Genomic DNA, 22964 nt, shown 5'->3' on the forward strand with positions numbered 1-22964 from the left:
TCTGTATACTAAAATTATATGAAAAATAAAATAGTATTTTACACAAAAATGTTAACACTATATAATAAGAGTTATTTTTAATATAAAAAAAAGGAGTAAGAAATGCGTTTTATAGATGTAACAAAATTAAAAGTTACTGCCGGCAAAGGCGGTGATGGTGTTGTTGCTTTTCGTCGTGAACTTTATGTAGCCAAAGGTGGTCCATCTGGTGGAGATGGAGGAAGAGGCGGTAATATTATCTTTATTGGTGATTCAGGTATGAATACTCTATTAGACTTACGTAAAAATAAAGAGATAACTGCTGAAGATGGTAAAAATGGTGCACACAAAAATATGCATGGACGTAAAGGAACCAATACTTATGTAAAAGTTCCATTAGGTACTATTATTAGAGATAACAAAACTCAAAATATTCTTGGTGATATTATTAAAGATAAACAAGAAATAATAATTGCTGCCGGTGGTCTTGGTGGACGAGGAAATGCTCGTTTTGCTTCGGCAATAAATCGAGTACCTAAAATATGTGAAAAAGGAATGCCTGGACAACATTTTGAAATAATTTGTGAGTTGAAATTATTGGCCAATGCCGGATTAGTTGGGTTGCCTAACGCCGGTAAATCAACATTATTAAGAGCTATTTCTGCTTCAACTCCAACAGTTGCTGATTATCCTTTTACTACTCTTAATCCACATTTAGGTGTTGTTAGAGTTGATAAAAATAATAATTTTGTTATGGCGGATTTGCCTGGATTAATAGCAGGAGCTAGTTTAGGAAAAGGACTAGGTTTACAGTTTTTGCGTCATATTGAACGTTGTCAAGTTTTAGTACATATGATTGATATTAGTGATAAGACTCAAGATCATTTTTTAAATTATCAATTAATTATGAGTGAATTAGAAAGTTATAATAAAGATTTGACAAAAAAACCGCATTTAATTGTTGCAAATAAAATTGATTTACCAGATGCACAAACTAATTTAGAGAAATTAAAAGAACAAATTAAATTACCAATAATTGCAATTTCTGCTATGAAACATATTAGTTTGGATATATTAATTAAAGATATTGCTAAAGCTGTTGAAAAAGAACAACTGCATCAAGTTAATAATAATGAAAATAATGAAGAACATATTCTTTATGAATATACTAATAAAGAAGAAGTTCCACAAGTTATTATTACTAAATTTGCAAATAATCAATGAACTATTTCTGGTAAAACCGTTGAAGTAATATATCAAAAAAATCCTTTAAATAATTATCATAATATTTTATTATTTAAAATTAAATTACAAGATTTAGGAATTTATGATGAATTAAGAAAGCAAGGAATAAAAAAAGGTGATCATGTTAAGATTTTTAATTATGATATGATTTGAGAAGAAGAATAAAAAAAAGGGCAAAGGAAAATAGGAAATGGAAATAGTAATTAGTTTATTGGTAGTTATTTTAATTATTAGTAGTATTGGTGGCTTAATAATTTATATGCAAATTAAAAAAAGTCAGAATGTTACTAGTGACCCAATTGCACAAGACTTTTTGAAAATGCAAGTAGAAACTTTAAAAGAACAATTAAATGATTTTAAAACATCATGAAATGGTTCGGATCGTGATAAAACCGAAAAATTAATTAATTTAATGAGTAATATTGATAATTTTCAAAAAAATTTAGATAAAAAAGAAGATGATTATAAACGCAATGCTGATGTCATTCAAAGACAAGTAGTAGATGTTATTAAAGATTTAGCAAAGTTACAAGAATCATCAACTTTTTTAGGAAAAATTAATGATAATATTCAAAGTTTACAAGAAGTTTTTATTAATACTAAAAAACGTGGTAATGTTGGTGAATTTGTTTTAGAAAAAATTTTGACTAATATGTTGGGTTCAAATCAAAAATTATGAGAACGACAATATAAAACAATTGATGGCAAAGTTGTTGATGCCTATGTAAAAACAGATTCTGAAAAAGAAGGAATTGCTATTGATTCAAAGTTTTCAATTGATAACTATCAAAGGTATTTAGTAAGTGAAGATATTAAAATTAAAGAAAATTATTTAAAAGATTTTCGTAATGATATTCGTAAACGAATTGATGAAGTTGGAAAATATATTAATATTAAAAATAAGATTTCTAGCGCAGTAATGTTTATTCCTTCTGAAGAAATATTTGCTTTTATTTACGCACAATTTTCTGATGATATTGTTGAATATGCTTTTAAGAAACGTGTTTGAATTACCTCTCCTACTACTTTATCTGCTGTTTTATTTACAGTTGATAAAAATCGTAAAGACATTGATTTTAATAAAAATTTAGAAAAAATGGCAAAAAAATTACGTTTATTCAAAGATGATTTTGATCGTTGGGTTGATAGATGAGAAAAAGTTAAGGCTGGTTTTGATACAACTAATAAAGCCATTGAAACTTTAGATAAAACCCATAATAAAATTGCTGGACATTATAACAATATTTTTGAAATGTCTGAAGAAATAAAAGAGAGTGAATAATTATGAATTTAGAACAATATTTAGATGAAATTATTAAATTTTTACAAAGTGAAGTAAAAAAAGCAAATGCCAAAGGTTTAATTGTTGGTTTAAGTGGTGGTGTTGACTCAGCAGTAGTAGCATTATTGATTAAAAAAGCTTTTCCTAATGATCATTTAGCATTAATTATGCCTTGTTTTTCACCAGATATTGATTTAGAATATGCAAATAATTTAGTTAATATTCATAAATTAAATGCCAAAGTAGTTAATTTAAATAATGTTTTTTTAAGTTTTAAAAAAACATTAGAAACTGAAATTAATATAGAAAAATCAAAATTAATTTTAGGCAATTTAAAAGCTAGATTAAGAATGAATACTCTTTATGCATATGCACAAAATCATAATTATTTAGTTGTAGGAACAGATAATAGTGATGAATGACACATTGGTTATTTTACTAAATATGGTGATGGTGGTGTTGATTTATTACCAATTATTCATTTGTTAAAAAAAGATGTTTTTGCTGCAGCAAAGATATTAAAAGTTAGTGAAGAGATCATTATTCGTAAGCCAACTGCTGGTTTATGAGATGGACAAACTGATGAAATGGAAATGCAATTTAAGTATGAACAATTAGATCAATATTTACTAGGAAATAAATCATTAATACCATCATCAGTAATTAATAAAATTGAATTTATGCATCAGAATAGTGCACACAAAAGAATACCTGTACCGCAAGCTCCGAAATGAACAAGAAAAAAATAAAGGAATGAGAATATGGCTGGACATTCACAATATGCAAATATTAAACATCTTAAAGATGCCCAAGATAACAAACGTGGTAAAATTTTTCAAAAATTATCAAGAGAAATTTATGTTGCTGTTAAATTAGGTGGTGCAAATGTTGAAAATAATCCGCGATTGAAATTAATGTTAGAAAAAGCACTACGTATAAATATGCCAAAGGATAATATTAATCGTGCTATTAATAAAGCTAGTAATAAAAATGAAACAACTAATTATGAAGCAGTCACTTATGAAGGATATGGACCAAGTAATATTGTCATAATTATTCATTGTTTAACTGATAATAAAAATCGAACTGCAAGTAATATTCGAAGTTATTTTAATAAATTGGGTGGTCATTTAGCTGCTACTAATTCTGTTCAATATTTATTTCAAACAACGGGGGTAATTCAATTTTCAAGTTTATTATCAGTTGAAGAAATTTTGGAGTTAATAATTGATTTTGAAATTTTTAATATTGAAAAAAATGAAGATATCATTGATATTGAAGTTAATCCTAAACAGTTAAATGCTGTAACTAATTTATTAGAAAAAAATAATATTAATGATTTTATTACTAATGAAATTGTTAATATTCCCCATGAATTGATTACCATTACTGATCAACAACAAATTAAATTAATTGATATATTGTTAGAAACAATTGAAAATGATGATGATGTGCTTTCAATTGAACATAATTTTAAAAAATAAAAAGGTTTATTTTTCTTTTTCATCTAATTAATAGTAAGAATAGAAAAGGAGGAATAAGTCATGGATGAATATTTTAGGTATTGCTAAATTGTAAAGGTAAGTGCAACTAAATTATTTTTCTATCCAAATATTCGATTGGTGAAAGATAATTTAATATTTTTCTCGGTCTTTGATTTAAAGACAATATAAATTTATGAACTTCATTTTTATTAGTTTTTGAAAAAATAAATTTTTTAGGAAATTTTTCTCTAATTAAACCATTAGTATTTTCATTAGTACCTCTTTGTCAAGGTGAATATGGATTGGCAAAATAAATTTTTACATCTAAATTTTTTTCAAGTTGTTGTCAATTTGAAAATTCTTTGCCACGATCAAAAGTAATAGTTTTAACAATGTTTTTAGGAAGAATTGATAAATAATAACTGACATTTTTATTAATAACTTTAGTAGTTCTGTTTTTAACTAATATTGCTAAAGTAAATCGTGATACTCTTTCAACTAAAGTTATTAAACATGATTTGCTTTTACCTCGTGATGATACTATAGTATCTCCTTCTCAATGACCAAGTGTTATACGATCATTAACATTTATATCTCGTTCTTTAATTGATTTACCATTAAACTTGCCACGATTTTCTTTAGATTTTCGTTTTTTACCTTTTCTTCTTAAATTTTTACTAGTAACTTTATCAAGCATTCCAAAATAAATTCAAGTATAAATTGTTTTAAAACTAATAACTCACTCTTTATGAAAATTTTTAATTCTGCCATAAATTTGTTCAGGTGATCAACCTAATAGTAATTTTTGTTGTACATATTTTACTAAATTCTTATTTTTAAACTTATGAAAACTAATATGTGATTGTTTTCGATTTTCAGCTTTATTTTGTGCAATTAATGAAAAATAATGATTATTATCTTTATTTCTATTAATTTCTCGAATAATAGTACTAATACTTCGATTAAGATTTTTAGCTATTTCACTAATTTTAAATTTAAATTTCAATTGATTCTCAATATAAATCCTTTCATCTATGCCAAGATGTTTATAACTCATATAAAAACTCCTTACTTTTTTCTAAACTAAATTTAGCATTATGAAATTTTTATATGAGAATTTTTTGCAATTTTATTTACTTGCATTTACAAGTATAATTCAGCATTTATTGGTGCTACTAATAAAGTAGGAATCTTAACTAAAGCGTTGATAAGTCGTATTCCTAATATTTTACAATTATCTGATTATAATTATCAGGATATTAAAAGTATTATTTCACAAGTTTCTTTAAGTTTAAATTGAAAATTAGAAAATAATATAATAAATATTATTGCTAATCATTGTCGTAATATTCCGCGACTCATTATTAACATCATTAAACAATTGTATAATTATTGTGTTGTTATGAATGTAGATTTAAATGAAACTAATATTTTGCAAATTTTATTTTTTTTGCAAATTTATCCTTTAGGTTTAAATAGTTTACAATTGGCATATTTAACATTTTTTAATAATGTAAATTTAGATAAAAGTTTGAGTATTGAAACTATTTGTCAACTTTTGAATGAAGAAAGAAAAAATCTTGAAATTCATTATGAATCTTGACTTATTCATTGTGGTTTAATTACTAAGACAACTAAGGGTCGTAAAATAACAATTATTGGTAAAGAGTATATTAATAATAATATAATTTTATTTAGAAAATAATTATTTTTGATATTACTGTAAAACAATTGTTATTTATAACGAATGTTGGTATTCTTATATAGTGCTTAAATAATATACAATCTATGTTTATACAAATAAAATGATTTAGGAGTGAAGAAATATGAACACTTCTTCTAGGACAAGAAAAACTAAAAATCTTGGATTTTTTTTAAGGATTTTTAGTTTAATAATTATTGTTTCTGCAATAATAATTTCAGTAGTGTTTAGTGCTAAATATGTTGAAAATAATAGTAAATTAAGTATTGAGTTTGCTGGTGGTTATCAAACACAAGTTCAATATGAGGGTAAAGGTAAACAAAAAGATGTTATTAATTTATTAAAAGACAGAGTTGACCCTTTAGGTACTAGTAACGTTTATATTGAAAGCATTACTAGCAATAATCATAAGTATAATTTAGCGTTGAGTAAAGATGCGGGAGTTGATATTTCTACTTTTGTTCACAGTGTATCACGACGTGGTTATTCTTATATTGTTGATAAAGATGGTAATGACTTATTAGCAACCGAAAAGAAAGATGACAAAGCTACTACTTGAACAAAAAGAGATAAAAGATTATTAACTAGTGATGTTTTTTCTGCTATTAAAGCTGTTAATAATTCTGTTACTCATCGCCCAGAACTTGTTTTTGATGTTAAAAATGATTCAGGTTTAAAAGAAATTACTTCTGCCAAAGAAAATACATTTTATATTTATTCAGATATTGGTCAGTTATTAGATTATATTCGAAGTAGTATGGAGGGTATTCGCTCCCTTGCTTTTATAATTGATAATCTTAAAAATGATACTGATGGTAAGATTAAAGCATCATTAACATCATTATTAGATAATAATACACCAGGTCTTGGTAAAGGTACTGATATTTTAGCTAGAGCTAAAGCACAAGACCCTACTTTAGCACGACTATTAAATCCTAATCAAAATGGTCAATTTGGTATTAATTGAATTTATTCTGATAATTTAGGTTCAGTTCATAGTCTTTCTGTTGATACTAATGATGAAAAAAATACATATGATCCTGCTAATCGCTTTGATCCTTTTGCTTCTCCTATTGTTGGTTCACCTATGAATGCATGATTGCCTTATATTAAAGATTTATTACGTTTACCAGATGTTTCAGATATTTTACATGAAGATGTTATTGATTATCGTTATATTCCATATTGAGTTGGTGAAGTTAAAGTAACTAACAATAGTATTTCAATTAATTCAGATACTTTTAATCTTGAAACAGTTGAACAAATGAAAAGTGTTTTAATATCAGGATTGTCAAAAAATAATTTTACTATGTTATCTTATGCTAATGTTAGTCCAACGCTAGGTGCAACATCTTTAAAAATTGCAGTTGTTATTATTATATTAGTTACCTTTGTTCTTATGACTATTGTTCTGTTTTATTATCGTATGTTAGGAGTTATTGTTCTAATTATAATATCATTATTTTTATTATTTACTATTGTTAGTTCTGTTTTCATTAATGGCATAATTGCTCCTGAAAGCGTAATTGCTTTAATTATTGGTTTTGCACTATTATTAGATACGATTATTAATTTGTTGGAACGTTTTAAAAATGAATATATGCAAGGTAAAACTTTGATTAGTGCTTTTAAATCAGCAAATAAGAAAACATTATCTTCTTCATTAGATTGTAGCGCTATTATTTTAATTGTTAATTTAACTATTTTCTGATTTGGAACTCGTGCTATCAAAGGTTTTATTATTATGACTTCTATTGCTACTTTTGGTGTAATTATTTTTGGAATTATCTTATTAAGATTAATGTTATGAACATTATTACGGAATAACTGGTTAGAAAATAAATCTCAACTTTTAGGAACTAATAATATTAGTAGAAAAAGCACTATAGTTTTAAATAATTCAATAGATACCAATAATATTAAAAGTAGTGATAAAAAAATAAAAAAACAATTAATTTCAGAAAAATGTCAGATTCAAATTAGTTATAAAAATAAAGTTAAAGAATTAATTAAAAAATTTAAAGTTGATAAACAGCAATTAAAAAAAGAACATAGTAAATCAAGATCAGTTTATAAGTCAAAAGTAAAAGATTTAAAATTAAATCTTTCACAAGAAATTAATAAACTGAAACAAGAATTAATTAATGCATTAAAACCGTTAAAAATTCAAATAGTTAAAGCAAAAGACAAAAAAATATTAGTTATTAATTTTAAAAATGTTTTTTCAAAACTTAAAATAATTAACTGAAATTATTTTCATAAATTAACAAAATGAATTCTTTCAGGCTCTGCTGTTATTGTTCTTGCTTCAGGTATTACTTATGGTGTAATTGGTTCAAATTTTGGTTCTGGTTTTGATCAACGAACTGATTTTGTTGGAATTGGTACAATTACTCAATATCCAAGTGATCCTAGTTACAATATTATTAAAGAAGCAGAATTAGCAAAAGATTTTATTAGTAAAGAAATTCAAAATAATAGTCAATTTAGTAAATATTTTAAAAATATTAATTTTTCCTTAATTGCTGGTGGTGAAGGAAAACCATATCAGTTTAAAATTATTGTTCAAACAACAGTAAATTCTCAAAGTATGCAGCAAAGGTTTAAGAATTTTTTAGGGGAGATTACTAGAAATTGAAAACAAGAATCTATTTTACAATGAGGAGAAATTGATCTAGTTGTTGCTAAGTCAGGTGTAGATTTATTAGTTAATATGATTATTTCAATTACTTTATCTTTTATTGTTATTTTAATTTATATTATTATTAGATTTCAATTAACTTATGTTATTCCTTTAATTTTAGCTATTATTTTTAGTTTACTAATGACACTTGCTATTATTAGTATTTTCCAAATTGTAATTTCTACTTCAATTGTTGGAATATTATTGGGAGTAATGATTTTAACAATAATTAGTATTATGTCAATTTTTGATAATATTCGTGAAATTAAGATTAATAATAATCAAACACAAGTTATTAGCACAGAAGAAATAATTGAAATTTCAAATAAAAGTGTTCAAAAGGCTTTACCAAGAACATTAGTTATTAATGGTGTAGTATTAATAACATCAGTAATTGTTATGTTTATTATTCCTAGTTTCTGAATAGTTAGTTTATCATTATTAATAGGTTGTATAGTAAGTTTAGTATCATCTTACTTTATTGCTCCTTTTATTTGAATTTATTTTGAGAAATGAAGAGTTTATAGATATAAAAAACGTATTAATAAAATTAAAAAACATTTCATTGGTGCAGATGAATATGTTATTAAAGGTATTAATGAATAGGTGGTTGCAATGACAAAAGAATCATTAAAAAAAATTATTATTAATATTCCTGATTTTCCAATTAAAGGTATCCAATTTAAAGATATTAACCCAATATTAAGTAATCCAGAAGCATTTCAAAGTGTTGTTAATATTTTTGTAGATTTTATTAAAAAATGTGGAGCAACAGCAATTTTAGCACCTGAAGCAAGAGGATTTATTTTTGGTGCTGCTATAGCATATAAGTTGGGTATCAAATTAGTTCTTGCACGCAAAAAAGGTAAATTACCAGGTAAAACCTATAAAGTAACTTATGATTTAGAGTACGGTACTGCTATATTAGAAATGCAGCAAAATGTACTTTCAACAAAAGATAAAGTAGTAATAATTGATGATTTGATTGCAACTTCGGGAACAATTAATGCTTGTCTTAATTTAATAAAACAAAGTAATGCTCAATCAGTTGGCATTACTACTTTAATTTCGCTTTCTGAATTTGCTAATAAACATCATTTTGATAATATTCCGCTGTTAGAAATAATTCAGTTTTAATAAGTAGTAAATAATGAATAATTTAACTTGTAAAGATTTTAACCAATTATTAGCGGAAGCAAAAACATTTATCAAAGATCCTAAGCAAATTACAAAAATTAAAGTAGCTTATGAATATGCATTATTAAAACATAAAGATCAATATCGAAAGAATGGTGATCCTTATGTTTATCATGTTTTATCCACAACATATAATTTAGTATTATGACATTTAGATGTCTCTTCAATACAAGCAGGATTTTTACATGATATTTTAGAAGATACACCAACAACTTTTGATGAGTTAGTAGCAGAATTTGGTTTGGAAGTTGCTAATTTAGTTTTAGCTGTAACTAAAGTTAGTCATTTTGCAAAAGAAAAAAGAAATGAAATTAAAGCTAATTATTTACGTAAATTATATTTAAGTTTAGCTCATGATATTCGTGTCATTATTATTAAAATGGCAGATCGTTTACATAATATTAGAACTATTAATTTTTTAAATCCCGAAAAACAAATAATTATTGCTAAAGAAACTTTAGAAGTTTATGCTTCTATTGCTCATCGTCTAGGTATTCGTAAATTACAATCAGAACTAGAAGATCGTTCTTTTGCAGTATTACATCCTAAAGAGTATAAAAAAATTGATAATCTTATTAATTTGGATCGTGAAAAACGTGAAAAATTAGTTAATGAAATTATTAAAGAATTAACTAAAACATTATCACAACATAAAAATTTAATTTTTAAAATTTATGGTCGTAGTAAACACTTATATTCTATTTATCGTAAAATGTATTATTTTGGAAAAGATTTTGATGATATACATGATATTTTAGCAATTAGAGTTGTTACTAATTCTATTGATAGTTGTTATGCCATTTTGGGTTATATTCATCAAAGTTTTACTCCTGTTCCGGGTAGATTTAAAGATTATATTGCAACACCAAAAAATAATATGTATCAATCATTACATACATCTGTTGTTTTTGATAATGAAATTTATGAATTACAAATTAGAACTGAAGAAATGGAAGATTTTGCTGAAGCAGGTGCAGCTTCGCATTGAAGATATAAAGAAGGGGAAAATAAAAATCCTAAGAAACGTCAAGCAGAAATTGATGAAAAATTAAATATTTTTCAAGAAATATTAAATTTAAATGACTTAAATCCAAATGTTGATGAAAACATATTAGCAGATAATATTGCCAAAGATAATAATTTAGAAAAAGAAATTCGACAAGATATTTTTAGTGATTTAATTTATGTATTAACTCCAAATGGTAATGTTATAACATTACCATTTGGTTCAACTGTTTTAGATTTTGCTTTTAAAGTTCATACTGAAATTGGTGAAACAACAGTAGGTGCAAGAATAAATGGTATTTATTCTCCTATTAATACTGTTTTAAAATCAGGTGATATTGTTGAAATTAAAACTGCTAAAACTGCACGCCCTTCTCGTGATTGATTAAATATTGTTAAGACCAATTTTGCTCAACATAAAATAAAAAAATATTTAAATAATCAGCAAGAAAAATTTAATCAAGAAAATAAAATTAAAGATACAGAAAACAAAGAGAAAATAAAAAAAACAAAGGAAAAAATAGAAGAATATATTATTGAAAATCACATTCGTTGAAAAATTGCAAAACGTAATGTTATTATGTCAAGAATTAGATCATTAAAATATAAAACGTATGAAGATTTTTGCTTAGATGTTGCTAATGGAACTTATACAATTGAACAGGCGGTTACTACTATTTTATATAGTGATTCAGTAACATTTCAAGAATTAAAAACTAAACAACAAACAACAATGAATTTAAGTAGTAATAATGAAATTATTATTGAAAATGCCCCCAATACTAAAACATCATTGGCTCATTGTTGCTTACCTATCCCTGATGAACCAATTGCGGGTTATATTACTAAAAGGCAAGGTATTAAAGTTCATCGTTTAATTTGTCCTAATGTTAGTTTGCCAGAGCGTAAAGAACGTATTATTGATACTAAGTGAAATTTATTAGCAACCAGTCATCATCTTTATAATTCAAAAATTCAAATTCAATATTTAGATCGACCAGCATTGATGACTGATGTTTTAAATATTTTGGGCTATTTAAAGGCACAAATTCAAAGTATTGATGCTAATAATAAGCTTAATGAAAATCATGGAAGTTTAAAAATTTTAATTAAAGTTTCTAATATTGAACGTTTACATCAAATTATTTCATCAATTAAAAAAATTCCTGATATTATTGCAATAAACAGAATAATTATGTAATATTTTAGTATAATATTTTCAGCATTTAAAAGTAAATTTAGGGTAAACATTAAGAGACAGTGTGGTTGGTGCAAACATTGGTTAACTAATTTTATGACATTAAATAGCTTGTATTATTAATTAATTAAATATGATAAATTATAATTAAGTGCATTTACTTTGTAAATGAATTAGGATGGTACCGCGTTAAGAAACGTTCCTAAAATAAAGGAACGTTTTTTTAGAAGATTTATTTTTTATTAAAAGGAGTAAAAAAAGTATGCAATTTCAAAAAGCAAGAGGAACACGTGATATGTATAATGAAGAGGTTATTATATATCGTAATATTATTAAATCTTTAACACAGTGTGCAATTAAATATAATTATCAAGAATTTATTACTCCTATTTTTGAAAATGCTCAACTATTTTTACGAGCCGTGGGAGATACAACTGATATTATTCAGAAAGAAATTTATCAATTTAATGATAAAAATGATAGATTATTAGCTCTTCGTCCTGAAGGAACAGCGGGTATTGTTCGTGCTATAATTGAAAATAAATTATATAAATCTAAGCAAACGTTAAAGTATTTTTATTATGGTTCAATGTTTCGATATGAAAGACCTCAAAAAGGGCGTCAACGTCAATTTAATCAATTTGGTATCGAAACTGTTTGTGTTAAACATCCTTTAGTTGATGTTGAAGTAATGATGATGGCCCTAGAAATGATAAAAAGTTTTTCAATACCAAATTTAACTTTAAATATTAATTATTTTGGATCTAATGAAACAAAAAATAAATACCAAATAGCACTTAAAGAACAATTATTAAATCAAAGTAAGCAATTGTGTGAAAATTGTCAAATTAGAGTTAAAGTATCGCCACTAAGAGTTCTTGATTGTAAAATTTGTACTAAATTAAATTTAGAAATACCATATTTAAATGATTTTTTAACTAATGAAGAAAAAACATATTTTACAACCATTATTAATAGTTTAAAAAATAATAAAGTTAATTTTATTATTGATGAGCATTTAGTTCGTGGTTTAGATTATTATAATGGTATTATTTTTGAAATAACTACTATTGATTCACGAATTGGTGAAAGTCAAAATACTTTACTTGGTGGTGGTAGATATGATAATTTATTTAATGAATTGGGCTCACCATTAAAAATACCTGCTATTGGTTTTGCAATTGGTATTGAAAGATTAATGTTATTATTGGTAGAAAATAAAAATATTAATAAACCACCAATTATTGATTTACAAATTATTGCTTTAAGCGAATTAGGATTAATAATAGCTTCCGATTTATTATTACAATTACGTAAAGAAAATTATCATATTGATATGGAATATAATTTATATCAAGATAAAAATAAGTCACAGATTATTGATCGTAGTTTAGCCAAAAATATACTATTTTTAAAAGAAAAAAATCAGGTTAGTTTTTATTCTTTTGTTAAAAAAGAAATGATAAAATTAATTTTTGATACTGAACAGCAATTGTTTAGTAAGGTTAAAAATCTATTATTAGAGGAGAATGAAGAATATGGAAAAACTCTTTAGAACTCATACATGTGGTAATTTAACGCAGGGTGATATTACAAAAGAAATTATTATTAGTGGTTGAGTTAAAGATATTCGTATTAATAAATTTGGTATTTTTATTGATTTACGTGATATGTATGGAACAACACAAGTCATTTTTAAACCAGATAACGGATATTATCAAGAAATAAAAAATGTTAAAGTTGAATCTGTTTTAAAAGTAATTGGAACAGTTGTCTTACGAAAAAATAAAGATGCAAAAACTGCTAATGATATGATTGAAGTAGTAGCAAAAGATATTGAAATATTAAGCAATTCTATTAATTTACCATTTGTTATTAAAAATGATAATACGCTTGCTAGTGAAGAATTACGTTTACAATATCGCTATTTAGATTTAAGAAGACCAGCAATGAATTATAATATTAAATTTAAACACCAAGTTCTTAGTTGCTTACGAACATTTTTGAATCAAAATAATTTTTTAGAAATTGATACTCCTTGCTTAACAAAATCAACACCAGAAGGTGCTCGTGATTTTTTAGTTCCTGCTCGTATTCAAAAAAAACATTTTTATGCTTTACCACAATCACCACAAATTTATAAGCAATTATTAATGATATCAGGTATTGACAAATATTATCAAATTGCTAAATGTTTTCGTGATGAAGATTTTCGTGCTGATAGACAACCCGAATTTCAACAATTAGACTTAGAAATGGCATTTACTACTAGTAAAGAAATTAAATTAATAGTAGAAAATATGATAATAAGTCTTTTTAATACTTTAAAAATTGGTAATATTCCCTCAACATTTTCATCGATTACCTATGATCAAGCAATGGATTTATATGGTAGTGATAAACCTGATTTGCGTTGTACATGTAAGTTAATAAATATTAATATTAAAAATAATAGTGATGGATTTATTTATAAGGGTTTTATAGTTAATGATAAAATGAATGAAACAACTATAAAAAAAATAACAGAAATTAGCAATCAGCATGGAGGAAAAACATTAATAATTTATGACTTAATTAAGAAAAAAATTATTCATAATAATTCTAAAGTAAAGTTTGATGATTTAGTTTTAGCAGAAGAAATATCAAAAATAAAATATAATAATAATTTTTTAATTTTCGTATATGAACAACAAGATGTTGCTAATAAAGTTATGGGTGCTATTAGAAGTTTTTATATTAATGATTTGTCAAAACGAATTAATCATAAAGATTTTATGAATAATATTGAAAACTTTGAATTTATTTGAATTATTGATTGACCAATGTTTCAACAGGAAGAAAATAAATGACAAGCTTGTCATCATCCTTTTACAAGTCCAAAAAATCCTGAAAAATTATTAGATATAAAAAATAAAGATTTAGGAACTTTAACTGCAGATGCTTATGATTTGGTTTTAAATGGTTTTGAAATTGCTGGTGGGAGCATTAGAATTCATGATTATAAATTACAAAAAAAGATTTTTGAATTATTAGATTTAAGTAAAACAGAAATTGAAAATAAATTTGGTTTTTTCTTATCAGCTTTTAATTACGGAGTTCCTCCACATGGTGGTATTGCTTTTGGCATTGATCGTTTATTAATGATTTTAATTAAGAATGAATCAATTCGTGATACTATTGCTTTTCCTAAAAATAATCGTGGTATTTGTTTATTAACAAATAGTCCTAGTGAAATTTCATCTGATCAGTTATCAATATTAAATTTGGAATTTAAGAAGTAAAATTTTAATTTTAAAGTGATTAGAAGTTTAATAAAATTAGAAAATATAAATATTAAAAATCTCTAATGAAAAATAATTAAATTGTTTTTCATTAGAGATTAATTATGTAATTTAATTGAAATCAATTTTTCAATAATGTTAAATTAATAATTATTAATTTCAATTATATTTTTTTTGATATTTGTTAATATTCAAGTTCAATAAATGGTTCACTATCTTTGGTTTTTAGATGTCATATAGCTGGTAAATTTTTTTGAACTAAAGTAAAGACATTATTTGGTGGTAAGCATTTATAAAGTGAACCATCATTAGTTTTAGTTTTTCCATCTCCGTTTCATGTAGTAACATATAAAAAATTTGTATTTTTATTAAAAACTAATGATAGTACTCCCTCTTTTATTCCAGACATTGGTTTAAAGTTTGTTTCTTCTGCTAAACATTTGTAAACTTCACCATTACTAGGAGATTGATATGAACCGGTTCAAACTCCTGCATAAATATTATCATCATTGTCAAAAGTTAAAGAAGAAACAGATTTATTTATACCATCCATTTTTTTAAAAGTATTTTGATTTTTTTGATATTTATAAACGTTACCTTTAAAACTACTTTCTCTAGTACCTATATAAACATTTTCATTTTTATCAATAGCTATTGTTCATATTTCACCATATATTCCTAATATTGGTTTAAAGTTTGTTTCTCCTGCTAAACATTTATAAATAGCACCATGTCAAGAACTATTTCTAGTTCCAAGATAAAGATTACCTTTTGTATCAGTTGCTAAAGAACATATTTCACCAGGTATTATTAAATTTATTTTTGGAATTATAATTTTTTTATTATTATTTTTTATTTCTGCTTGTTGTTGATTTTCTATTAACTGTGTTTCTAATTCTGTAATTTTATTTGCAAGATTTGTAATTATTTTTCTTTTATCTAATGCATCTCTTTCTGATTTTGCATAGAGATCACTTATTTCTTTTAAATCATCAAGAGTTTCTTGTAGTTTTTTATTTAATTTTTCAATTTTGGTTTTATATTTATTATTAGTTAGACTTTCTTTTTCTAATATTTTCTTTTTATTATTTATCATTTTTTAATAAGTACCTCTTTCTTTAAATTAATATAAATATTAATTTTTAATATTAAGATTTACCAAAAATTTGATTTTTTATTATTTAATATCGTAGGTTTAGAAAAAAATGTAAAATATTGTTAATTAATTTTACAAAAATTAAACTATGATAATACATCTGATAGTGAAAAATATTCGGTTATTGCAGATGATCACTTAATGAAAATTAATGATCTTTTTAAAAATAAATTGTTAAGAACAGGTGCACCACCTCATAAATATAAGGCAGAAAATGCTAATGCAGCACACTTTTTAAAAGATTTAGGTTTCAAAACTGGTGATGAAATTGGCGTTTATTCAGATGAAGAATATGCTGAAATTGTTAGTTTAACTGTTAGTATTAAAAATACTTTTCCAGGAGAAATTAAAGAAAAATACACCGAAGATAGTTTTGAATTAGAAGCAGGTACGTGTCAAATTGATATTATCAAAAATAATGAAATTTTAAAATCTTATATTATTAATACAGCTGACAATAAGGATTTAGATGTTAGTCAAGAATTTCGAAAAATTTTACCTGATTTGAAACTTTATAACAATGTGGGAGTTAAAAAAGGAAGTTTAGCCTCTGATTTTAAATTAGAATTTGCACCATATAAACAAAAGCAATGAGAAGCTTTAATTAGTTTATTAAATACAAAAGTTTATACATTTTTTTATGATGCTGCTAAAAATGGTAATAAAATTACTGGATTTGTTAATGTTCAGAGAGTGTGATTACAAGTAGATTTTGGGAAAGTAAATGCACTAAAAGATTCAAGAATTGGATCATTACCAGTTTTAGATTAAAACTATATTAACACAATTATATTTTACAAAAAGAGCAGTTGACAATGCTCTTTTTGTGTTAATTAATAAATTATTTTATCTAGTCTTATTTTAATATTTAAGTTTGTTGAATTAATTTATTTTTTCTTTTATTCATAAATAAAATAATTTGATATTTTATTTATGAACTAAATTTATAATTATCAAATAAGAGGGGGTGTTAAAATGATAAATAATGTTGTATTAGTAGGTAAATTAATGAATGAACCAGAAATAATACCAACCAGAGAACAAATTCCAACAAAATGGACCAAGTTTATAATGGATGTTGAAAGACCTTTTAAAAATCGTCAAAATCAATTTGAAATTGATTTTATCACTATTAAAACTTGAATAGCTAATACAGAGGAATTAAAAACACTATTAAAAAAGAATGCAATTATTGGTATTAAAGGTAGAATTCAAACATTTGCTAATAAAGCTAATGATTTTTACTATACAGAAATTATTGCTGATCGTATTATTTATTTAACTTAAAAGTAATTAAAAAATGGTCTTAATTATTGAGTAATTAAGACTATTTTTATTTTTACTACTAATAAGTTTATAGTCACTTTATATTTTTTCAAATTAAAACGATATATAGTAAAATAAATTTGTTATAATTTTACTATAATTTATTAGTATAAAAGGTTAGGAGCAAACAAAATGAAAATTGGAATTGTAAGTGATTCAGCTACTGGTTTTACCGTTGAAGATATGAAAAAATATCCTGAAATAATAATTATTCCTTTAAACATTATTGAAGGAGAAAATGCTTATGATGATAATAACATTGATATTGATAGTGAAACAATTCGTAAAAAGATGATTGATGAACAATGTATTTTAAAAACTAGTCAAACTAGTCGTGGTAAACTTGAACAATATTGAGATAATGCTTTAAGTAAATATGATCAAATTTTATTTTTACCAATTGCTAATAATGCTTCAGGACAATATGCAAGTTCACAAGTTTTACAAAAAGAAGAAAAATATAAAAATAAAGTTCATATTTTAGAAACAGGTGCTGCTTCAATACCTTTAAAATTTATGGTTTTAATTGCTTTTACTCTTGTTAAAAATGGAAAAAAAATTCCTGAAATTTTAGGAATTTTAAATAAATTTCGTAAAACTTATGAATCTTATATTGCTCCTAATGATTTAAAATTTTTGGCTCGTGGTGGTAGATTACCAATGAGTAAAGCAAGAATTGGTAATTTTTTACGTTTTAAACCAATTTTAAGATGTCAAGAAACAATTGATAATATTGGTAGAGTTAGAACCTTAAGTAAAGCTATGGAAGAAATGTTAGATATTATTACTAAAATTAAAGACGTTACTAAAGAAACAATATATATTATTGATGGTTGATGTAGAAAAGATATTATTGATGAAGCAATTAAAAAAGTAAAAAATAGAGGATTTACCAAATATAAAGTTGAACCATTATGTAATATTTTAAAAACACATACTGGTAATAATACTATTGGTTTTTCAGTAGTACCTAATCAATGAGTAAAAGAAGTCTAATAAAAAAGTAGTTTTATAAAAGATTGATTAAGTATTCTGTTTTTTAGAAAATATGCTAAATTGTAAAGGTAAGTGCAACTAAATTATTTTTCTATCCAAATATTCGATTGGTGAAAGATAATTTAGTATTTTTCTCGGTCTTTGATTTAAAGACAATATAAATTTATGAACTTCATTTTTATTAGTTTTTGAAAAAATAAATTTTTTAGGAAATTTTTCTCTAATTAAACCATTAGTATTTTCATTAGTACCTCTTTGTCAAGGTGAATATGGATTGGCAAAATAAATTTTTACATATAAATTTTTTTCAAGTTGTTGTCAATTTGAAAATTCTTTGCCACGATCAAAAGTAATAGTTTTAACAATGTTTTTAGGAAGAATTGATAAATAATAACTGACATTTTTATTAATAACTTTAGTAGTTATGTTTTTAACTAATATTTCTAAAGTAAATCGTGATACTCTTTCAACTAAAGTTATTAAACATGATTTGCTTTTACCTCGTGATGATACTATAGTATCTCCTTCTCAATGACCAAGTGTTATACGATCATTAACATTTATATCTCGTTCTTTAATTGATTTACCATTAAACTTGCCACGATTTTCTTTAGATTTTCGTTTTTTACCTTTTCTTCTTAAATTTTTACTAGTAACTTTATCAAGCATTCCAAAATAAATTCAAGTATAAATTGTTTTAAAACTAATAACTCACTCTTTATGAAAATTTTTAATTCTGCCATAAATTTGTTCAGGTGATCAACCTAATAGTAATTTTTGTTGTACATATTTTACTAAATTCTTATTTTTAAACTTATGAAAACTAATATGTGATTGTTTTCGATTTTCAGCTTTATTTTGTGCAATTAATGAAAAATAATGATTATTATCTTTATTTCTATTAATTTCTCGAATAATAGTACTAATACTTCGATTAAGATTTTTAGCTATTTCACTAATTTTAAATTTAAATTTCAATTGATTCTCAATATAAATCCTTTCATCTATGCCAAGATGTTTATAACTCATATAAAAACTCCTTACTTTTTTCTAAACTAAATTTAGCATTATGAAATTTTTATATGAGAATTTTTTGCAATTTTATTTACTTGCACTTACAAGTATAATTCAGCATATAATAAAAAATTAACTTTTTTATAAAAAGGCGAATTTATTTCATAATTTTATATTTATTTTAAAATTAAAATTTTATTTAATTTTTAACTAATATTTTTTAAATTTATTATTTTATTTTAAATAAATTTTTACTATTTTAGTGGTTTTTTATTTTTTTATTATAAATTATTTTTCATTTTTTTTAGATTTATTTGAAAAAAAATTAACTAAACACTTTCTATTTTAAATGATTAAAATTAAAATAATGTTATTGTTAATAAAACAAGAAATAAGTATATTAATAGTTTTAAAAAAACTACTAAAATATTTTTAAAATTTAATGGAGGATGAAAATGCAAACTTTTATTGGAATTATAGGTTATTTAGCCGGAATATTGTCTATTATAACATTTATTCCACAAGCAATAAAAACAATAAAAACTAAGGAAACTAAACATATAATCTTATCAACTTATATTATTTATAATATTGCTAATCTTTTTTTCTTGATATTTGGAATACTTTCAGTAACATTACCAGTAATGTGACCAGAAGGTGCTGATACTCTTGAAATTGCAATTTGAGGTTCTACCTTAATAATACCGTATACAGTAACAATGACTGCAACTAATTGTATTATTTATGTTAAAGTAAAAAATATGAAAACGTTGGGCGAAAATGCTAAAACTTTGGAGGAATAAAAATAATGGCAAATACTGAATGATGAATTATTACTATAATAGGGATTATTGGAGCACTTATTGCTGTTATAGCATTTTGTCCACAGTCTTTAAAAACAATAAAAACTAAAAAAACAGATGGTATTTCTTTACTTACATTTATTCTTTATACAACAGCTAACAGTTTATGAGTATTATGGGGCATTATTCATTTATCATATCATGGTGGATTTGAATCAACAATTTTAATGAAAGATTTAGTTATAATTTGTGCTAATACACCTTGTGCAATATGATCAGGAATTATTCTTGGTATTAAAATTAATAATATGTATAAATATGGTGAAGATTGTAAAAAATGAAAAGGTAAAGTAAATATAAAGAGTAACTTTTAATAGTTTATTTTTTTAAAAAAATAATAATTTATTACTAAAAATGCATTGTAATGATGCATTTTTTAATAGTTATAGTAGTAAAATACTTATCAAAATTAAAAATATAATTTAAGTTATAATATATGTATAATTAAAAATTCTGTGGGGTTAAATAATGATAATTCAAAATGATGTTTATAAAATTCTAGTACAAGTAATCCTAGAAAAAGGTCATTGTAATGTTTTATTAGCACAAATGATGCGAGATAAAAATCTAACATTATCAGAAAAAGAAGCAATTGAAAAGATAGTACTAGGAACCTTAAAAAATCAAATTTATTTATATTGTATATTAAATCAAATATGAAATGTTTTGAAATCAGTAATTACTATTCCTTTTCACATAACTATTTTATTATGAATATTTTTATATGAAATCTATTTTTTAGAAATTACTAATAAAGAAATTTTCATTGAAAATACTTTAAAAAAAGTAAGCACCATTGATAATAAACTAACATTTATTATTTCTAAAGTATTAGATTTATGTTTTACTGAATTTAGATCAGAATTTAATTTACAAAAAGAAAGTAAACAAAATATTAAATTAATTAAATATAGTTATCCTAGTTGATTATACTCTTTAATAAAATCACAATTTAGTATTAATATTGCAAATCAATTGATAAAAGATAACTTAAGAATGCCATTAATTAGTTTTAGAGTTAATACATTAAAAACTACTGTTAATAAAGTGTTAAACAATGAAAATTATAAATCTTTTAACTTTTGTTTAAGCGAGATAGTATCTGATGTTATTATTAGTTCAAAGTCAATTTTTAACACAAAATTATATGAAAATGGTGAAATTATTAAACAAGATCAAGCAAGTATGTTAGTTAGTCATATTTTAGATCCACAACCATATGATGAAGTATTAGATATGTGTGCAGGAATTGCTAGTAAAACAGCCCATATGGCAGCTTTAATGTCTAATCACGGTAAGATAGTTGCTTGTGATATAAATGAAGAACGATTAAAAATTGGTGCTACTTATTTAAAAAAATTAGGAGTAACAAATACTAAACTTAAATATGGTGATTCTACAATATTAGATTTTAATAATAAATTTGACAAAATTTTAATTGATGCTCCTAGTACTGCTTGAGGTTTAATTAAAAGAAAACCAGAAGTTAAACTTATCAATTGAAGTAAAGAAGAAATTAATCAGTTAATTACTGTTCAAGCAAAATTATTAAATAAGGCTTATCAACTTTTAAAACCTGAAGCAATAGTTGTGTATGTTACTTGTACTTTCAATATTAAAGAAAATCAAAATCAAATTGAGAATTTTGTTAAAAATCACCCAGATATGACAATCATTGCAGAAAAACAATTTTTTGGTTTTAATAACAATACTGATGGATTTTATATTTGTAAATTAAAAAAAGGAATATAGGGGGACAGTTTATGAAAATAAATGCTAGTTATAAAACAGATGTTGGTAATTATCGTACAAATAATCAAGATGCCGTTTTATATTTAACAAATAACACTGGACAAGTTATTGGTGTTGTTTGTGATGGATTGGGTGGTCATAAATGTGGTGAAGTGGCGAGTAATATGGCTGTTAGTATGTTAAAAAAATTTTTTGAAACAACAGATTTTACTAAATTAAAACATGATAAACAAATTCATGCATGATTACAAGAAAAGATAGAAATTATTCAAATTGAAATGAATAATTTTAGTTTAAGTAATGAACAAGCGCTTGATATGGGAACAACTATGGTAATAATTTTAATTACTAATAACAAAGCTTATTTAGTAAATATTGGTGATTCACGTATTTATCAATATAGTGAACAAGGATTAAAACAGTTAACAGTTGATCATAATATTTTAAATTTATATTTACAAAAAAATACAACTAAAGAATCAAGTGTTGATTTAAATCACACTTATTGAAAGGCATTGACTAGTGCTCTTGGTCCACGTAAGCCATTAAAAACTGATATTTTTCATTTACCATTAATAATTCCATCATATTTTCTTTTAACTAGTGATGGTGTTCATGATTTTTTAGAAGAATATGAAATAGTTAATATTTTAGAAAAAAATGGAAATATTAATAATAAAGTTAAATTATTAATTAAGCAAGCATTACTTAATGTTTCAACTGATAATGTTACTGCATTATTAATGGAAATAAAATTTTAGTCTTTTGATATTTTTGTGTAAAATATAAATTATAAATAAA

Annotated in this window: 20 protein-coding genes; 17 read left to right on the forward strand and 3 right to left on the reverse strand. The window is 23.9% G+C overall.

The features are described from left to right. Window positions 1–102: 102 nt before the first annotated feature. From obgE to ACICQF_RS03765, 4 genes are read left to right on the forward strand one after another with little or no spacing between them, the layout of a single operon-like run. Entirely contained in the window at window positions 103–1389 is a 1287-nt protein-coding gene (obgE, locus tag ACICQF_RS03750) for a GTPase ObgE (protein WP_395472812.1), read from the forward strand. 25 nt (window positions 1390–1414) lie between these two features. Continuing rightward, window positions 1415–2506 carry a DNA recombination protein RmuC gene (locus ACICQF_RS03755; RefSeq protein ID WP_395472813.1) on the forward strand — a complete coding sequence of 364 codons (1092 nt, stop codon included), beginning with the start codon at window positions 1415–1417 and terminating at the stop codon, window positions 2504–2506. A 2-nt stretch (window positions 2507–2508) separates the two neighbouring features. Beyond that, a complete protein-coding gene (gene nadE / locus ACICQF_RS03760) occupies window positions 2509–3255 on the forward strand; it encodes an NAD(+) synthase (protein ID WP_338957464.1) in 747 nt (248 codons plus the stop codon). Between the two features lie 12 nt (window positions 3256–3267). Then, window positions 3268–3990: a YebC/PmpR family DNA-binding transcriptional regulator gene (locus ACICQF_RS03765; protein ID WP_395472814.1), complete on the forward strand. Its 723-nt coding sequence runs from the start codon at window positions 3268–3270 to the stop codon at window positions 3988–3990. A 106-nt stretch (window positions 3991–4096) separates the two neighbouring features. Here ACICQF_RS03765 and ACICQF_RS03770 read toward each other — a convergent pair whose 3' ends face one another. Continuing rightward, window positions 4097–5047: an IS30 family transposase gene (locus ACICQF_RS03770; protein ID WP_338979395.1), complete on the reverse strand. Its 951-nt coding sequence runs from the start codon at window positions 5045–5047 to the stop codon at window positions 4097–4099. A gap of 147 nt (window positions 5048–5194) precedes the next feature. Between ACICQF_RS03770 and ACICQF_RS03775 the strand changes: the two genes are divergently transcribed. The 6 genes from ACICQF_RS03775 (at window position 5195) to aspS (ending at window position 15056) form a co-directional block, all read left to right on the forward strand. Beyond that, window positions 5195–5695, forward strand: coding sequence for a Holliday junction DNA helicase RuvB C-terminal domain-containing protein (locus ACICQF_RS03775; RefSeq protein ID WP_395472815.1), 501 nt, complete (start codon window positions 5195–5197; stop codon window positions 5693–5695). Window positions 5696–5816: 121 nt separating this feature from the next. Continuing rightward, window positions 5817–8981, forward strand: a complete 3165-nt coding sequence (secDF, locus tag ACICQF_RS03780) for a protein translocase subunit SecDF (RefSeq protein WP_395472816.1) — start codon at window positions 5817–5819, stop codon at window positions 8979–8981. Between the two features lie 9 nt (window positions 8982–8990). Beyond that, on the forward strand, window positions 8991–9512 hold the full coding sequence (locus ACICQF_RS03785; protein WP_395472817.1) for an adenine phosphoribosyltransferase: 522 nt from the start codon (window positions 8991–8993) through the stop codon (window positions 9510–9512). A gap of 13 nt (window positions 9513–9525) precedes the next feature. Next, a complete protein-coding gene (locus ACICQF_RS03790; RefSeq protein ID WP_395472818.1) occupies window positions 9526–11778 on the forward strand; it encodes a RelA/SpoT family protein in 2253 nt (750 codons plus the stop codon). Window positions 11779–12037: 259 nt separating this feature from the next. Beyond that, window positions 12038–13330 (forward strand): histidine--tRNA ligase, encoded by a 1293-nt coding sequence (gene hisS, locus ACICQF_RS03795; protein ID WP_395472819.1) that lies wholly within the window; start codon window positions 12038–12040, stop codon window positions 13328–13330. Beyond that, a complete protein-coding gene (gene aspS / locus ACICQF_RS03800; RefSeq protein ID WP_395472820.1) occupies window positions 13314–15056 on the forward strand; it encodes an aspartate--tRNA ligase in 1743 nt (580 codons plus the stop codon). The genes hisS and aspS overlap by 17 nt, the downstream gene beginning before the upstream one ends. A gap of 184 nt (window positions 15057–15240) precedes the next feature. Here aspS and ACICQF_RS03805 read toward each other — a convergent pair whose 3' ends face one another. Then, complete coding sequence (locus ACICQF_RS03805) at window positions 15241–16152, reverse strand: hypothetical protein (protein WP_395472821.1); 912 nt, start codon at window positions 16150–16152, stop codon at window positions 15241–15243. Between the two features lie 201 nt (window positions 16153–16353). Between ACICQF_RS03805 and ACICQF_RS03810 the strand changes: the two genes are divergently transcribed. From ACICQF_RS03810 to ACICQF_RS03820, 3 genes are all read left to right on the forward strand, one after another. After that, on the forward strand, window positions 16354–16983 hold the full coding sequence (locus tag ACICQF_RS03810; RefSeq protein WP_395472822.1) for a hypothetical protein: 630 nt from the start codon (window positions 16354–16356) through the stop codon (window positions 16981–16983). Window positions 16984–17187: 204 nt separating this feature from the next. Then, window positions 17188–17499, forward strand: a complete 312-nt coding sequence (locus ACICQF_RS03815) for a single-stranded DNA-binding protein (RefSeq protein WP_395472823.1) — start codon at window positions 17188–17190, stop codon at window positions 17497–17499. A gap of 171 nt (window positions 17500–17670) precedes the next feature. Continuing rightward, a complete protein-coding gene (locus tag ACICQF_RS03820) occupies window positions 17671–18534 on the forward strand; it encodes a DegV family protein (RefSeq protein ID WP_395472824.1) in 864 nt (287 codons plus the stop codon). 78 nt (window positions 18535–18612) lie between these two features. On the opposite strand, the gene ACICQF_RS03825 is transcribed toward ACICQF_RS03820, so the two are convergent. Then, a complete protein-coding gene (locus ACICQF_RS03825; protein WP_395472825.1) occupies window positions 18613–19563 on the reverse strand; it encodes an IS30 family transposase in 951 nt (316 codons plus the stop codon). Between the two features lie 440 nt (window positions 19564–20003). Here ACICQF_RS03825 and ACICQF_RS03830 point away from each other — a divergent pair, with 440 nt between their 5' ends. The 4 genes from ACICQF_RS03830 to ACICQF_RS03845 all read left to right on the forward strand — a co-directional run bounded on the left by ACICQF_RS03830 (window position 20004) and on the right by ACICQF_RS03845 (window position 22924). Next, the gene (locus ACICQF_RS03830; protein ID WP_174481527.1) at window positions 20004–20351 is read left to right on the forward strand and encodes a SemiSWEET family sugar transporter; all 348 of its coding nucleotides are present in this window, start codon (window positions 20004–20006) and stop codon (window positions 20349–20351) included. 5 nt (window positions 20352–20356) lie between these two features. After that, window positions 20357–20725, forward strand: a complete 369-nt coding sequence (locus ACICQF_RS03835; RefSeq protein ID WP_395472826.1) for a SemiSWEET family sugar transporter — start codon at window positions 20357–20359, stop codon at window positions 20723–20725. A gap of 154 nt (window positions 20726–20879) precedes the next feature. Continuing rightward, on the forward strand, window positions 20880–22163 hold the full coding sequence (locus ACICQF_RS03840) for a methyltransferase domain-containing protein (RefSeq protein WP_395472827.1): 1284 nt from the start codon (window positions 20880–20882) through the stop codon (window positions 22161–22163). 11 nt (window positions 22164–22174) lie between these two features. Next, a complete protein-coding gene (locus ACICQF_RS03845) occupies window positions 22175–22924 on the forward strand; it encodes a protein phosphatase 2C domain-containing protein (protein WP_252319575.1) in 750 nt (249 codons plus the stop codon). Window positions 22925–22964: the final 40 nt, after the last annotated feature.

The organism is Spiroplasma endosymbiont of Nomada rufipes (genome assembly GCF_964277355.1).
GTDB lineage: Bacteria > Bacillota_I > Bacilli_A > Mycoplasmatales > VBWQ01 > Spiroplasma_E.